Raw genomic sequence first — 14407 nt, 5'->3', positions numbered from 1 at the left:
GTCACTTCCTCCTCTCGGGGCTCAGGAGGTCGGAGAGGCCGTCGCCGAGCCACGACAGGCCGAGGCTGGTGACGACGACGACGAGACCGGGGATGGTGGCCTGCTGCCACTGGGTGGTGATGAACTCCTGGCCGTCGTTGATCATCGAGCCCCACTCCGCCGTCGGCGGGGCGATCCCGAGGCCGAGGTAGCCGAGGGTGACGATCGCCATGATGTCCATGACGATGTCGCTCATGGCGTAGATGATCGCCTGCGACAGCACGTTGGGCCCGATGTGGCGGAGCAGGATGCGGCCGTGCGACATCCCGCCGAGTCGAGCGGCCACGACGTAGTCCTGCTCTTTCGCGACCAGCACCTCGCCGCGGACGATCTTGGCGTACGACACCCACGAGACCGCGGCGATGGCGATGTAGATGCTGAACTCGCCCGAACCGAAGACGAAGACCAGCACGATCACCATGACGTAGAACGGGAAGGCGAAGAAGATGTCGACGATCCGCATCAGCACGGTGTCGAGCCAGCCGCCCGCGTAGCCGGCGATTCCCCCGATCACCGTGCCCACGACGAACGGGATCAGGACGGCGAGGAAGCCCACCCGAAGGTCGACGCGAGCACCCCAGATGAGACGGGACATCACGTCGCGGCCGTACTTGTCGGTGCCGAGCAGGTGCGTCGACGACGGCGACTCGAGCGCGTGCGTGAGGTTCTGCTTCACCGGGTCGAAGGGCGCGAGCACCGGGGCGAGGACCGCGACGAGCACCAGCAGACCGACGATCACGGCGCCCGCCATCAGAGGCCCGTTGCGGTACCAGGGGCGGAGCGCTCGCGACCGGTTGCTGCGGCGGCGGGAGGCGAACGTGACCAGGGCGGTCGTGGGAGTGGTCACGCGCGCGCCTTCCTGCTGAGGTCGACCCGCGGGTCGAGCATCGTGTAGACGACGTCGGTCAGGATCCCGACGACCACCACGAACAGGGCGACGAACAGCGTCACGCCCTGGATGGTCGGGAAGTCGCGGGTGAAGATCGAGTTGATCATCAGCGACCCGAGGCCCGGGAGGGCGAACACCCGCTCGATCACGAGCGACCCTCCGACCAGGAACCCGAGGTTCACCCCGATGACCGAGACGGTGGGGATCGCCGCGTTCCGCAGCACGTGACCGCCGAACAGCTCGACCCCGTACGCGCCCTTCGACTTGGCGGTCCCGACGTACTCCGCCTCGAGCACGCTGATCATCGACGAGCGGAGACTCCGGATGATCGTCGGCGACATCGCGATCGCCAGCGTGAGCGCCGGGAGGAAGAGGTAGTAGAGGTGCGCGGGGATGTCGTCGCCGTAGCCGCCCACCGGGAACACGCGGAGGGTCACCCCGAGCAGCAGGATCAGCATGATGCCGAGCCAGAACTGCGGCATGCCCTGACCGAGCAGCGTGAAGCCGCGGACGCTCAGGTCGCGGGCGCCACCCGGACGGAAGGCCGCGAGGGCCGACAGGGGGATGCTGATCACGAGAGCGAGCACGAGCGCGTAGAGCAGGAGCGACAGCGTCACCGGGATCGCCGTCGTGAGCAGCTGCAGCACGGGCGTCTGGTAGGTCAGGCTCGTCCCGAGATTGCCTTGGAAGAGCTGCCCGAGAAAGAGGAAGTACTGCTGCCAGAGCGGCTTGTCGAGACCGAGCTGCTCGGTCAGGGCGGCGACGCTCTGCTTGGTGGCGCGCTCGCCGAGGAGCGCGAGGGCCGCATTGCCGGGCAGGAGGTGCGCCATGAAGAAGACGATGAGCGTCACGCCGAGGGCGACGGGGATCGACTGGACGAGCCGGCCGGGGATGAAGCGCAGACGGTGGAGCATCGGTCACACCTCCTTGGTTGCTGGTTTGTACTGATCACTACAGTACGTGGTCTTCTTTTCAATCTTGTTACGAACGAGAGACAACAGAGTCACCCTCCGAGGAGGCGTTCGACGACTTCCGCCCCGGCCAGGAGGAGGGCGTCGGAGCCTCTCGTGGCGGCGAGTTGCAGACCGACCGGGAGACCGTCGGCGGTCTGGCCGCAGGTGAGCACGAGCGCCGGCTGGCCGGTCACGTTGTAGGGCCCGGAGAAGATGCCCTCGATCTCGCCATCGGGGGTGTCGATCGGCGGGGAGACCTCCGGCGCCGCGTACGGGGCTGCGGGGCCGAGCAGCAGGTCGACGTCGTCGAGCAGGGCGAGGGCCCGGGGGAGGAGCGCGTCGCGCTCCGCGAGCGCTGCGGCGTAGTCGGCCTCGGTGACCTCGGCGGCGGAGTGGAGGAGGCGCGCGGTCGGTGCGCCGAAGTGATCCGGCGACCGGGTGATCCTGGTGCCGTGCACCTGCCACGCCTCGCGCAGGATCAGCGCACCGATCGGCCCGTTCAGCCGGTCGAGTTCTCCGGCGCCGACCTCGACGAGCACCACGTCGTCCTCGCCGAATGCGCCGAGGCGTTCGATCGCGGCGTCCACGACCAGGCGGACGTCGCTCTCGAGCCGAGGGTCGGCGAGCTGGTCGACCAGGACTCCGATTCGGAGCGGGCGTGACACGGCCTCGGACACCTGCCCTGTCAGGGCCTCGAACACCCGGGCGGTCGTCGCCACGTCGACGGCGAGCAGCCCGACGTGGTCGAGGCTCGGCGCGAGCGGCGTCACGCCGTCGACCGAGAGCGTGCCGTGGGTGGGCTTGAAGCCGACGACCCCGCAGTAGTGGGCGGGGAGCCTTATCGAGCCGCCGGTGTCGGTGCCGAGGGCCACCTGGACGACCCCGGCTCCGACGAGGGCCGCGGATCCTCCGCTCGACCCTCCCGCGGTCTTCGACGGATCGACGGGGTTCCGGGCCTCGGGGAGCTCAGGATGCTGGGCTCCCGCGGCGTACTCGAGGAGGGCGGCGAGAGCGACCACGTCGGCGCCCTGGCGGCGGAGGTCGGCGACCACCGGGGCGTCCTCGGCGGCAGCGGGGCCGTGCATGGCGATCGGGTTGCCGTTGCCACGGGGGAAGCCGGTCACGTCGATCATGTCCTTGACCGCCACGGAGAGACCGGAGAGGGGCCCTGAGACCGGCCGGGGGAGTGCCGGGACGATCGCGACCACGGCGTGGAGCGCGCGGCCGATCGTGTCGGCCCGGCCCCGTGCATCCTGCGCTTCCATGGCGGCCTTTCGAGGTGGGCGGTCGTCGTCGACCGGCGTGCGAAGAAGAGGAGGGGCGCCCGCCCCGGAGAGCGGGCGCCCGGTGGTGCGGGTGCTACTTCGTCTTGGAGACGTCTTGCAGGAGGTAGTTGCCGAGCGGGGTCACGTGGAAGCCCTGCACCTTGTCGGTCGTCGCGTAGACGTAGGGCGAGTAGTACAGGTACGCCAGGAAGGCGTCCTTGCTCGTCTGCTTCTGGAGCTCCGAGTAGAGCTCCTGACGCTTGGCCGGGTCGGTCTCCTGCTGGGCCTTCTTGTTGATCGCGATGACGTCGGGGTTGTCGTACGACGTGAACGCCGACTTCGAGCCGCCGGTCGGGTCGACCGCGAAGGAGGTCCACTCGTCGGGATCGGGGATGTCCATGGTCCAGGCCGAGATGGCCATGTCGAAGTCCGACGCCAGACGGGCCTGCTTGTTGGCCGTCGGGTCGAGCTGCTTGATGTTCATCGTGATGCCGATCTCCTTCAGCTCCGACTGCATGATCTGCGCGACCGAGGCCTGGTTCGGGTTGCCGGAGGCGATGAGCAGCGTGGTTGTGAAGCCGTTGGGCTTGGACGACTGCGCCAGCTCGGCCTTGGCGGCCTTCACGTCGAGGGTCGCCCCGCCGGCGTCCTTGTCGTAGAACGGCGTGCCGGGGGAGAGGAGCGAGTTCGCGACCTTGCCGTTGCCGAACAGGACCGCCTTCAGCATCGCCTTGCGGTCGATCGCCAGCGAGATCGCCTGGCGGATGTGCACGTCGTCGAACGGCTTGCGCTTCTGGTTGAAGGCGATGTAGTCGATCTGAGTCGACGGGAAGGTGGTCGCCTTGACTCCGGCGGCCGACTTCAGGGACGACAGGCTCGACCAGTCGGGCGTGTCGTCGATGTCGATCTGGCCGCCCTGCACCTGGAGCTTGCGGGTGTTGGCGTCGGGAACGACGTTCCACTTGACGCTTGCGAGGTACGGCTTGCCCTTCTGCCAGTACTTCGAGTTCGCGGTGAGCTTGAGCGACTGCCCCTTCTTCCAGGAGTCCCAGACGTACGGGCCGGTGCCGACGGGTGCCTTGTAGAACTCCGCCGCGGTCTTGCCCCCGTAGCCGTCGGGGATCACGCCGTTGGAGAACAGCGACAGGTCGGCGATCAGGGGAGCCCAGGCGTACTTGAGCTTGATCGTCACCGTCGAGTCGTCGGTGGCCTCGACCGAGCTGATCGCGGAGTTGATGAAGCCCCAGCCTGCGGCACCGGTCTTGGTGTCCTCGTCGATCGAGAACTTGACGTCCTTGGCCGTCATCGGGTCGCCGTTCGAGAACGTCACGCCCTTCCGGAGCTTGATCGTGTACGTCTTCTTGTCGCTCGAGATCGTGTATCCGGTGGCGAGCCACGGCTTGAGCTTCGTGCCGTCGGCACTGGCCTGGAAGAGCGGCTCCATGATCTGCTCCATCACGCGGATGGAGTTGTTGTCGAACGTCATGGTCTTGTCCATCGAGATGATGTCGGCCGACCAGGCCATCGTCAGGTCGCCGCCCTTGGTCGGCTTGCCGCTCGCCGCCGACGATCCGCCGCCGCCTCCCGCGCTGCAGCCGCCGAGGGCGAGTGCTGCCGTCACTGCTACAGCCGCGACGACTCCTGTCCGTTTTCTCATCGAGTGCCTCACTACTCTCTGCACCCCGCGAGGTGCGCTGTGGTGGAACCGTGGGGAAGTGCTCAGGTGACGGTCGGTCGGGGTGTCTCGTGGTGGTGGTCGACCGAGTGCTCCGTCGTAGTGTTGATTACAGTAGTGAGAATTCTTTTCAAACTTGTTACGTTTGGAAGAAATGTCGTGACACCCGCACGAGGGGTGCTGCGGGGGCTCGGTGCGCCTCGGCTGCGGGCGCCTCGTGGGCGTGCTCGTGTCCGTGCTCGTGACACGCAGTTCGGCCCGAGACACGGGTTGTACCGCGTGAGTCGGGCCGGAATGCGTGTCTGACGCGGAGCCCTCCCGCGGCGCGCTGATAATGCACATTATGTCAAGTAACTGATCCTGGGCCCGCAGACGGTGCCGTCAGAACCCGCCTACCGTGACCACCATGACGAGTCCCGACGCCCCGCCCTCCCCTTCGACAGCCGACCGGGTGCGACACCCTCGCTGGCGGCGCGGACTCATCAACGCGCGGCAGACGCGCACCGCGTCAGGACGCCGATGGAGCAGCCGGGTCCTGCACCGGGTCAACGAGGCGACCGCGCACTCGACGACCGGGGTCGTCGCCGCCCTCGCGATCCTGGGCTGGGTCGTCTACGGGTTCGTCGCCGCGTTCCCGGCCTGGTGGGACAACGTCCTGTACATCACCAGCTCGACCATCACCCTGCTCATGGTCTTCGCCATCCAGCACACGCAGGCACGGCAGCAGACGGCTGTCCAGCGGAAGCTCGACGAGATCCTGCACGCGCTCCCCCACGCCGACGATCGGCTCATCGCCGTCGAGGAGGCGCCCGACGCCGAACTCGAGGCCCTCGCGACCCTCGACCTCCTCGAGCGCGAGGAGGCCGTGCAGACGCGAGGTGCCCTCGAGCACTGCGCGGACCCACACGGCTAGAGCGGACGCCTGCATCTCGAGGGGCACTTGTCATAGTCATACCATCTGAATATAGTGGACGCATGACCCTCGAGATGCGCGAGCCGACGTTCGTCATCCTGTCGTCCCTCGCGGCCGGTCCGCGCCACGGCTACGGCATCATCACCGATGCCGCAGCCCTCACCGACGACACACTGAGACTGCAGGCCGGGACCCTCTACGCCGCCCTCGACCGTTTGCGTGTCGACGGCCTCGTCGAGGTCGCATCCGAGGAGATCGTCCAGGGCAGGCTCCGGAGATCGTTCGCTCTGACCGAGAACGGTCGCGCTCGACTCTCTGCAGAAGCGGAGCGGCGACGGCGAGGCGCCGAGACTGCTCTTCGCCGCCTGCGCGTGACCGGGGTCGGAGCGTGAACGATCTCGAGCGCCGGTATCGAGCGGCCCTGCGGTGGTACTCGAGGTCGTGGCGTCGTTCGCACGGCGAGGCGCTCCTCGACACCCTGCTCACAGGAGCCGAAGCAGAGGGGCGGAGCCGACCCGCACGACGCGCGCGAGTCGATCTGGCGGTCCGAGGCAGCGTCGAGCGGCTGGCAGGCCTCGCACCGATCGGACTCTTCGTCCTGGCCCTGCTCGCCCTCGTCGTTCTGGCCTCCGTCGCGGGCGTCTCTCCTCGCGCGTCCATCACCCTCAGCCTCCCGGCGATTCCGCCGCCTCGGCCCGGAGAGTTCTCGACGCGCCTCACGACGCCCGCCCTGGCCGCCGGCTGGGTCCAGCTCGCTGCGGGAGGTGTCTTCATCGGGGCCGCGGCCCTGGGACTCGTCCTGCGCAGACGGGTTAGGAGAATGCGCGATGCTCCCGACCCACGGTCGACGCGCTAGGCGTCCACAACGAGGGCTTCTGAGGCCCGACGCGGGCAAGCAGCGCCCCGGCAAGCACCGCACCGGCACGCAGCGCCCCAGCGAGCCCCGACCCCCTCAGCCCTCGTCCCAGCCGTCCTGCGGCCGCCCGCACGACTCGCGGAAGACGTACTGCGACGGAGCCCGCCGCTCCCGGCTCGACCAGTCGATCGGCGGCCGCCGCTCCCGGTCGGGCACGTAGCCGACCCGGTACACGGCCATGAGCTGGAGGTCGTCCGGAACCTCGAGGAGCCCCTCGATCTCGGCCCAGCGGCCCTCCACCTCCATCGGGAACGACACGAACTGGATGCCGAGGCCGAGCTCGACGGTCGCGAGCCAGACGTTCTCCATCGCGGCGCCGAGGCTGAAGATCGAGTAGAACGACGACAGCTCCCCCGGGCGGGCCTCGGTGCGATCGAGGAGCGCCGCGATGAGGAGCGGCGATCCTGCGACCAGCTTCCGGTTCTCCTCCCCCAGCCGCTGCGGCACCCGCAGCCGGTTCATGGTCCTCTGCCCGCCCGCGGTGAACACCTGGCCGGTGAAGGGGCGCAGGATCGCGGGGAGCCGGTCGAACAGCATGCCGTCGCGCGTCACGGACATCTCGGCCGGGCTGAACCGGAACCACCGCTTGTACCGCTCGAAGAACGAGCCGTTCGACATCGCCTCGGTCATGCTCGAGCCGCTGATTCCGGCGACGGTCTCGATGGTCGCCCTGTCCTCGATCAGGACGAAGCGCCAGGGCTGACTGTTCAGCTGGCTCGGCGCGGCGCCGGCGACCCGCATGAGGGTCCGCTGGTGCTCCTCGGAGACGGGCGTGTCGAGGAAGGGGCCGTTCGTGGTGCGGCGTCGCGCGATCGCGTCGAAGAGCTCCATGTCAGGCGTCGGCGCGGAGGGCGAGGGCCGAGACGAAGGCCGGTGCCGCGACAAGAGCCAGCGCAGGATGGCGCGGCGAGCGCCCGGACGTTCGGGTCACCGTGGCCAGGGCGGTCGCCGCGAGTCCGAGGGACACCGCTCTCCCGCTCCGTCTCCCCCACGACAGCCAGAGCGCCTCGAGGGTCGCCGCGACGGTGGCGATGTAGAGGGCGTGGTGGACCCAGCGGACGCCCCGGGTGTCGAGGAGTCGGAGGGCGGCCGCCGTGCCGAGGGAGATGTTGGCGGCGTAGAGCGAGGCGGCTCCGCGGGCCGCGATCGTCCCGGGGCTGGGAAGGGCTGCTCGGTCTGTCGGTGTCATCGTCCTCCTTCGATTCGCGTCCTCAATCAACCACCGGGGCCGCTCCCGCGACCGGCGGGTCGAACTCCTTCGGGCGATGTCAAGCCCCGGATCGCCGCCTGCGCCCGGTGGTTGGGCGGGCTCGCCCCGTCGAGGGCGACGTACCTCGACGTCTTCATCTACCACGTCAGCGCTGCGGCGTGCGCCCTGACGGCGTGCGCGCCTCGCGCGGGAGCGACGATCGACGCGTGAGCGACAGGTGCCAGAGGCTCCGGTCGGGCGTATCCCGGGCGCGGGTCGCTCGTCAACCCCTGACCGAGGCCCGTCGTCGCGCGTTGCATGGGGCCACCGGACAGGAGAGGACGAACCCATGATCGAGCGCGGCAGCACGAGGCACAACCCGCAGCTGGACGACGAGCTGAAGCACGAGAGCCAGTCTCTGGTGCAGGGGCGGCCGGGCCCCGGCCACGTCGAGGAGTGGCGGCAGACGGAGGGGATGCCGGACGACACGGACTCCGGGGAGGCGGCGGACGCGCTCGGGGTGGTCGGCGATCTTCAGGAGGCTCCCGACGGAGCGTCCGTGGTCGACGCGGCGGACGCCGTCGCGCCGGTGGAGTCGTCCGACGACGGCACGGTCGGCCCGGACGGCGACTTCCCCACCGCCGACCCGGTCGTCTACTCGACGGAGACCGCGGATGCGCCTGACGGAGACGTTCCCGGCGCGGACGGACGACTCGAGACGGCCGACCAGGAGGCGCTCGGCGCCGACGCGATCGGTACGGACTCCCCCGGCAGCGGCCCGGTCACGCCTGAGACGGAGGGCTGAGCGCCAGACCCGCTAGCGCTCCGACTCGTACGCCCGGCTGGGGATCTGCGTCGCCAGCTTGCCGCCCGACACGTCGACGAGGGTGCCCGTGATGTAGCCGGCGAAGTCGCTCGCGAGGAAGCACAGCAGGTCGGCGATGTCGTCGGGGCTCCCCCAGCGCCGGATGGTGAGCGTGTCGAGGAGCCGCGACTGCGCGTCCTCGGGCAGCTCGGCGAAGCCGTTCATCGCGGTGGGGATCATGCCGGGCGCGTACGCGTTGACGGTGATCCCCCACGGTCCCAGCTCCCCCGCGAGGACGCGCGTGAACTGCACGACGGCCGCCTTCGAGGCAGCGTAGGCGGCGCTGCCGATGCTCGGGACGATCGCGGCGAACGAGGCGGCGTTGATGATCCTGCCGGTGCCCGCCCGCTTCATCACGGGTGCGACGGCCTGGCTCACGGCGAAGACACCTCCGACGTTGACTTCGAGGGCGCGAGCGAACCGGGCCGGGTCGAGATCGGCGACCAGGCCGTCGACGTTGATCCCGGCGTTGTTCACGAGCACGTCGATGCGGCCGAACCGCTCGTCGATCCGGGCGACCGCTGACGCGACCGATGCAGGATCACTGACGTCGCAGGGGATCATCGTGATGCCCGGGCCGCTGCCTGCCGCCACCGTGCCGGCAGCGCTCTCGTCCGCCTCGTCGAACGCGAGGTCGAGCGCCACGACATCGGCGCCCTCCGCGCGGAACCTCTCGGCGATGACGCGCCCGATCCCGCGCGCGGCTCCGGTCACCACCACGACCCGCCCGGTGTAGTCGATCAGCATCGATGAACCTCCTCGTCTCTCGCACCCTACTGTGGGAGGGAGGGTGCAGGATCGACCGCACCTCGCAGAGGAGCCCCCGTGAGCGACGCGACGACGACCCCTGCCGACAGCGCAGCGACGAGCCGGCAGGATGACGCCCCCGTGCTCTGGATCACCGGCGCCGGCAGCGGGATGGGTCGCGCGACGGCCCTCCTGGCAGCGTCCGGTGGGCGGCGCGTCGCCGTCAGCGGCCGCCGCGAGGACGCCCTCCGCGAGACGGTCCGGCTGATCGAGGAGGACGGCGGGAGCGCGGTCGTCGTGCCGTGCGACGTGCGCGACGGGTCGTCCGTGATCGGCGCGCGCGACGCGATCCTGCGCCGGTGGGGCTCCATCGATGAGCTGGTGCTCTCGGCCGGCCTCAACTCGCCGCAGCGCACCTGGGCGGATCAGACGATGGACTCGTTCGACGACATCGTGCAGACCAACCTGACCGCGGTCGCGCGCGTCGTCGACGCCGCCCTGCCGGCTCTCCGCCGGGCGCGAGGCCAGATCGTCGTCGTCTCGTCGTTCTCGGCCTGGCAGTTCTCGCCCGGCGCCGGGGTCGCGTACAGCGCGAGCAAGAGCGCGCTCGCCTCCGTCTGCCGGACGGTCAACGTCCAGGAGGCTGCGAGCGGCGTCCGCGCCTGCCACCTCTGCCCGGGCGACGTCGACACCGACTTCCTGGCCATGCGGCCCGTCGTCCCCGGGGGCGAGGCCCGCGAGAGGATGCTCACGCCGACCGATGTAGCTCGGACCGCGCTGTTCGTGCTCGACTCCCCCGCGCACGTCCGGATCGACGAGCTCGTCGTCTCGCCGGTGTCGCAGGTCTGATCGCCCGGGTCCGGGCGCCGGGGTTCAGCTCCGCTTGATCTTCGGCAGCTTGGGGAGGTCGACCTTGCCCGGCTTCTGGTGGACCGCGTGGGTGACGGCCTGCCTGCGCTTCGCCGACCGCGCGCTCTTCTTGATCTCGCCGGCCGCTCGGCGCGACCTCACGATCGCCAGGACACACACCGCCGCTGCGACTCCGATCACCACTGCCCGCATGAGGTCTCCGCTCTCTGACGACTGTCCTCTGACCGCCGTTCTCCGACGGCCGCTGCCTGAGGGCCGTCTCCGTGGACACTACGCTTCAGGTCATGCCCGCCGTCACACCCGAGTCCCGGTGCCCGTGCCTCAGCGGCGAGACCTACGGATCCTGCTGCCTGCCCCTGCACCGGGGAGAGGCCCGGGCGACGACGGCGACACGCCTGATGCGCTCGCGGTACTCCGCGTTCGCGGTCGGTGACGCGGCCTACCTGCTCGAGACGTGGGATCCTGCGACCCGGCCCGACACGCTCGAGCTCGACCCGGAGACCCGGTGGTACCGGCTCGACATCGTCGGCAGCACCGGCGGCGGCCTCCTCGACCGGACGGGCACCGTCACGTTCGAGGCGCGCTACCGGCACGGGGCCGCGGCGGGCGTGCAGTCGGAGGAGAGCCGCTTCCGGCGCGTCGGAGACCGCTGGGTCTACGTCGACGCCGCCTAGACCTCGCCGAAGCCCGAGTCGACGAGGGCGATGAGGGCGTCGACGGCCTGCGGCGCGTCGTCCCCGGTCGCGACGATGCTCACCGTCGACCCCTGAGGCAGACCCAGCCCCATGATGCGGAGGAGGCTCTTCGCGTCGACGCCGTTGATCTGGATGCTCGAGGTGAACTTCGACGCGTGCTTGACGAACTCCGCCGCCGGCCTCGCGTGAAGCCCCGAGGGGTTCACGAGGGTGGCGGACCGCTCGACGGCGCCCGACACCTCGTCACGGCTCAGCGTGCGCTCGTCGGCGTGCGGGTCGGCGACGCCGGTGGCAGTGCGAGCGGCCTCGGCGACCTTCGTCAGCGAGCCGCCGGTCTCGGCGGCGACGGCGGCAGCGACGGTCCCCTCGACGACGGGGGCGTCGGCGATCACGACGAGCGCCCTCTCGGCGTCGTCGAGGAAGTCGACGGCGGTCTCGGCGGTGAGGATCGCCGAGCCCAGATCGGCCAGGATCACGACGCCCCGGCCCTGCTGCGCCTGGCCGATGCCCGACGAGACCTTGTCGAAGCTCGTGCCGAGCCCGCCCTCGTCGGTGCCGCCCGCGGCGACGATCGTGATGCTCGGCGCCATCTGCTTCGCCAGCTCCACCGTGCCCTCCGCGATCTTCGAGCTGTGAGAGACGACGAGGATTCCTACGCTTGCGGCCATGATCAGCCTTCCGTTGCTTCGGCCGCTTCCGCGGCGGCGATGAGGATGAGAGAGGACGACTCGGCGCCCGGGTCGCGGTGACCGACGGCGCGGTCGCCGAGGTAGCTGGCGCGGCCCTTCCGAGCCACGAGGGGCTCGGTCGACGCTGCGCCCTCGACGGCGGCGTCCGCTGCGGCGCGGAGGACCGCGGCGGGAGAGGCGCCGGACGCGGCAGCCGCGGTCGCAGCATCGACGGCCGGGGTCCAGGCGTCGATCATCGTCTTGTCGCCGACCTCGGCCTTGCCGCGCAGGACGACCCCGTCGCGCGCGGCGGTCAGGAGCGCGACGACCGCGTCGGCGTCCAGCTCGGCGGCATCGCCCAGAGCCTGGGCGCCCTTGAGGTAGGCCGTGCCGAGCAGCGGGCCGCTTGCACCGCCGACGGTCGAGATGAGCGTCGTCGCGACGAGCTTCAGAGCCGAGCCCGGCGTCGACCCCTCGGGGAGCGCGTCGAACTTGGCCTTGACGGCCGCGAAGCCGCGGTCGAGGTTCTCACCGTGGTCGCCGTCGCCGATCTCGCGGTCGAGCTCGCTCAACCGCAGCCGGTTGTCGGAGACGACGGCGACGGTGTCGTCGACCCAGGTCGTGACCCAGGAGAGGTCGAGCGTCATGCGGTGCTGCCTTTCGTCGTGCTGGTTGCGTCGGTGCTGGTGACGTCGGTGCTGGTCTCGTCGGTGCTGGTCGCGTCGGTGCTGATCGCGTCGGTGCGCTTCGCGATCGCGTGCGGATGGTCGAACCCGATCGCAGGATCAGCGCCCCCAGCGAAGCGAGGCCGTCTCGACCGGGGCGTCCCACAGCTCGGTCAGCTCGGCATCGAGCTTCGCGACGGTGATCGAGACGCCCTGCATCTCGAGGCTCGTCACGTAGTTGCCCACCAGGCTACGCGAGACCTCGATGCCCTTCTCAGCGAGCACCTGGGCGGCACGGCGGTAGACGATGTACTGCTCCACGAGCGGGGTGCCGCCCATGCCGTTCACGAAGAGGAGCACCTGGTCGCCGGACGAGAAGGGCAGGTCGTCGAGGATCGGACCGATCAGGCGGTCGACGATCCGGTCGGCAGGCTCGAGGGTCACCCGCTCGCGGCCGGGCTCGCCGTGGATGCCGATGCCGATCTCGATCTCGTCGTCGGCGAGCACGAAGCTCGGCTCGCCCGCGTGCGGCACGATCCCGGCCTGGAGGGCGACGCCCATCGTCCGGGTCACCGAGTTCGCCTTCGTCGCGACAGCAGCGACCGCGTCGAGGTCGTCGCCCCGCTCGGCGGCAGCGCCGGCGACCTTCTCCACGAACACCGTCCCGGCGACGCCGCGCCGACCGGCCGTGAAGAGGCTGTCCTTGACCGCCACGTCGTCGTCGACGATCACGGACACCACCCGGACGCCCTCCGCGTCGGCGAGGTCGGCCGCGGTCTCGAAGTTCAGGACGTCTCCGGTGTAGTTCTTCACGATGTGCAGGACGCCCGCTCCCCCGTCGACGGCGAGCGTCGCCGCGACGATCGGGTCGGGCGTGGGCGAGGTGAACACCGGGCCCGGCACGGCCGCGGACAGCATGCCGTGTCCGACGAAGCCCGCGTGCAGCGGCTCGTGCCCGGATCCGCCGCCGCTGACGATCCCGACCCGGCCCGTCGTCGCGCCTCCGGCCCGCGCCACGAACAGCGGATCCGGGCTCACCCGGACGAGGTCGGCGTGAGCGAGTCCGAACCCCTCGACGGACTCGTCGACGACGGTCTTCGGATCGTTGATGAGCTTCTTCATCGAAGTCCTCCTTGTTCACCGCGGGAGCGCTCGAGTGCTCTCGGCTGCACGGTCGTGGGCTTACGTTATCGCCCCGGTAACGGACACAGCCAGACACAAAACAAAGTCCAGACCTGTGGGGTTGAAATGTTTGCCACCGGGTCTATGGTGTGACAAACGCTCAATGCGGAGCGCGCCTTCCGTGCTACCGCCGTTAACGACTAAGGAAGGTCACCGTGTCCCTCGGAATCATTTTTCTCTCTGAAACGGTGGGCACAGCGATGCTGCTGCTCCTCGGTGGAGGTGTCGTAGCGAACGTCGCGCTCGTGAAGAGCAAGGGGTTCAACGGCGGCACCCTCATGGTCAACTTCGGCTGGGGCCTCGCGGTCTTCGCCGGTGTCACGGTCTCGTACAAGTCGGGCGCCCATCTGAACCCGGCCGTCAGCATCGCCCAGCTGATCCTCGGCAAGATCGACTTCGTCCAGTTCCTGGTCTACATCGCAGCGCAGATGGTCGGCGCCTTCATCGGCGCCGTGCTCGTCTGGCTGGCGTACAAGAACCACTTCGACGAGGAGCCGGAGCCCGCCGCGAAGCTCGGCGTCTTCTCCACAGGCCCGGCGATCCGCAACTACGCCTGGAACCTCGTGACCGAGATCATCGGCACCTTCGTCCTGGTCTTCGTGATCATCGCCTTCACCAACGGCAAGACGCCCTCGGAGCTCGGCGCCATCCCCGTCGCCTTCCTGGTCATCGCGATCGGCGCCTCGCTCGGCGGCCCGACCGGCTACGCCATCAACCCCGCGCGCGACCTCGGCCCCCGCATCGCCCACGCGGTCCTGCCCATCAAGGGCAAGGGCGGCAGCGACTGGTCGTACGCCTGGGTGCCGGTCGTCGGACCCCTGGTCGGCGGTGCCCTCGCGGCGCTGCTCTCCTCGGCCCTCCTCCCCCTGGCCTGAC

The 14407-nt window shown here is 69.8% G+C and carries 18 protein-coding genes; 7 read left to right on the top strand and 11 right to left on the bottom strand.

Annotation, left to right across the window (positions count from 1 at the left end; genetic code table 11):
- Position 1: 1 nt before the first annotated feature.
- The 4 genes from ABD733_RS01130 to ABD733_RS01115 form a co-directional block, all read right to left on the bottom strand.
- Positions 2–886 carry an ABC transporter permease gene (locus ABD733_RS01130; protein WP_344793207.1) on the bottom strand — a complete coding sequence of 295 codons (885 nt, stop codon included), beginning with the start codon at positions 884–886 and terminating at the stop codon, positions 2–4.
- The gene (locus tag ABD733_RS01125) at positions 883–1842 is read right to left on the bottom strand and encodes an ABC transporter permease (RefSeq protein WP_344793206.1); all 960 of its coding nucleotides are present in this window, start codon (positions 1840–1842) and stop codon (positions 883–885) included. Before ABD733_RS01125 ends, ABD733_RS01130 begins: the two co-directional genes overlap by 4 nt.
- An 89-nt stretch (positions 1843–1931) precedes the next feature.
- Positions 1932–3146, bottom strand: a complete 1215-nt coding sequence (locus ABD733_RS01120) for an amidase (RefSeq protein ID WP_344793205.1) — start codon at positions 3144–3146, stop codon at positions 1932–1934.
- Between the two features lie 94 nt (positions 3147–3240).
- Entirely contained in the window at positions 3241–4767 is a 1527-nt protein-coding gene (locus ABD733_RS01115; protein ID WP_344793204.1) for an ABC transporter substrate-binding protein, read from the bottom strand.
- A 460-nt stretch (positions 4768–5227) separates the two neighbouring features.
- Here ABD733_RS01115 and ABD733_RS01110 point away from each other — a divergent pair, with 460 nt between their 5' ends.
- The 3 genes from ABD733_RS01110 to ABD733_RS01100 all read left to right on the top strand — a co-directional run bounded on the left by ABD733_RS01110 (position 5228) and on the right by ABD733_RS01100 (position 6590).
- Positions 5228–5734, top strand: coding sequence for a low affinity iron permease family protein (locus ABD733_RS01110; protein ID WP_344793203.1), 507 nt, complete (start codon positions 5228–5230; stop codon positions 5732–5734).
- A gap of 62 nt (positions 5735–5796) precedes the next feature.
- Entirely contained in the window at positions 5797–6126 is a 330-nt protein-coding gene (locus ABD733_RS01105) for a PadR family transcriptional regulator (RefSeq protein WP_344793202.1), read from the top strand.
- Positions 6123–6590, top strand: a complete 468-nt coding sequence (locus ABD733_RS01100; protein ID WP_344793201.1) for a hypothetical protein — start codon at positions 6123–6125, stop codon at positions 6588–6590. Before ABD733_RS01105 ends, ABD733_RS01100 begins: the two co-directional genes overlap by 4 nt.
- Positions 6591–6686: 96 nt before the next feature.
- Here ABD733_RS01100 and ABD733_RS01095 read toward each other — a convergent pair whose 3' ends face one another.
- The gene (locus ABD733_RS01095) at positions 6687–7481 is read right to left on the bottom strand and encodes a nitroreductase family protein (RefSeq protein WP_344793200.1); all 795 of its coding nucleotides are present in this window, start codon (positions 7479–7481) and stop codon (positions 6687–6689) included.
- A gap of 1 nt (position 7482) precedes the next feature.
- On the bottom strand, positions 7483–7839 hold the full coding sequence (locus ABD733_RS01090) for a hypothetical protein (protein ID WP_344793199.1): 357 nt from the start codon (positions 7837–7839) through the stop codon (positions 7483–7485).
- A gap of 349 nt (positions 7840–8188) precedes the next feature.
- On the opposite strand from ABD733_RS01090, the gene ABD733_RS01085 reads away from it, so the two are divergent.
- Entirely contained in the window at positions 8189–8644 is a 456-nt protein-coding gene (locus ABD733_RS01085; RefSeq protein ID WP_344793198.1) for a hypothetical protein, read from the top strand.
- A 12-nt stretch (positions 8645–8656) separates the two neighbouring features.
- Here the strand turns inward: ABD733_RS01085 and ABD733_RS01080 are convergent, their stop codons facing one another.
- The gene (locus ABD733_RS01080) at positions 8657–9451 is read right to left on the bottom strand and encodes an SDR family NAD(P)-dependent oxidoreductase (protein WP_344793197.1); all 795 of its coding nucleotides are present in this window, start codon (positions 9449–9451) and stop codon (positions 8657–8659) included.
- 78 nt (positions 9452–9529) lie between these two features.
- On the opposite strand from ABD733_RS01080, the gene ABD733_RS01075 reads away from it, so the two are divergent.
- Complete coding sequence (locus ABD733_RS01075) at positions 9530–10300, top strand: SDR family oxidoreductase (protein ID WP_344793196.1); 771 nt, start codon at positions 9530–9532, stop codon at positions 10298–10300.
- Positions 10301–10324: 24 nt separating this feature from the next.
- On the opposite strand, the gene ABD733_RS01070 is transcribed toward ABD733_RS01075, so the two are convergent.
- On the bottom strand, positions 10325–10513 hold the full coding sequence (locus ABD733_RS01070; RefSeq protein WP_344793195.1) for a hypothetical protein: 189 nt from the start codon (positions 10511–10513) through the stop codon (positions 10325–10327).
- A gap of 92 nt (positions 10514–10605) precedes the next feature.
- On the opposite strand from ABD733_RS01070, the gene ABD733_RS01065 reads away from it, so the two are divergent.
- On the top strand, positions 10606–10995 hold the full coding sequence (locus tag ABD733_RS01065; protein ID WP_344793194.1) for a YchJ family protein: 390 nt from the start codon (positions 10606–10608) through the stop codon (positions 10993–10995).
- Here the strand turns inward: ABD733_RS01065 and dhaM are convergent.
- The 3 genes from dhaM to dhaK form a co-directional block, all read right to left on the bottom strand.
- A complete protein-coding gene (dhaM, locus tag ABD733_RS01060; protein ID WP_344793193.1) occupies positions 10992–11684 on the bottom strand; it encodes a dihydroxyacetone kinase phosphoryl donor subunit DhaM in 693 nt (230 codons plus the stop codon). The two genes, ABD733_RS01065 and dhaM, sit on opposite strands and share 4 nt — an antisense overlap.
- Before the next feature lie 2 nt (positions 11685–11686).
- Entirely contained in the window at positions 11687–12331 is a 645-nt protein-coding gene (gene dhaL / locus ABD733_RS01055; RefSeq protein WP_344793192.1) for a dihydroxyacetone kinase subunit DhaL, read from the bottom strand.
- Between the two features lie 138 nt (positions 12332–12469).
- Entirely contained in the window at positions 12470–13471 is a 1002-nt protein-coding gene (dhaK, locus tag ABD733_RS01050) for a dihydroxyacetone kinase subunit DhaK (protein ID WP_344793191.1), read from the bottom strand.
- Positions 13472–13686: 215 nt separating this feature from the next.
- On the opposite strand from dhaK, the gene ABD733_RS01045 reads away from it, so the two are divergent.
- Positions 13687–14406, top strand: coding sequence for an MIP/aquaporin family protein (locus tag ABD733_RS01045; protein WP_344793190.1), 720 nt, complete (start codon positions 13687–13689; stop codon positions 14404–14406).
- Position 14407: the final 1 nt, after the last annotated feature.

Source organism: Frondihabitans peucedani, from assembly GCF_039537585.1.
Taxonomy (GTDB): Bacteria; Actinomycetota; Actinomycetes; order Actinomycetales; family Microbacteriaceae; genus Frondihabitans; species Frondihabitans peucedani.
The sequence above is the reverse complement of the archived record's forward strand: the minus strand, read 5'-3'. Positions and strand labels throughout refer to the sequence as shown.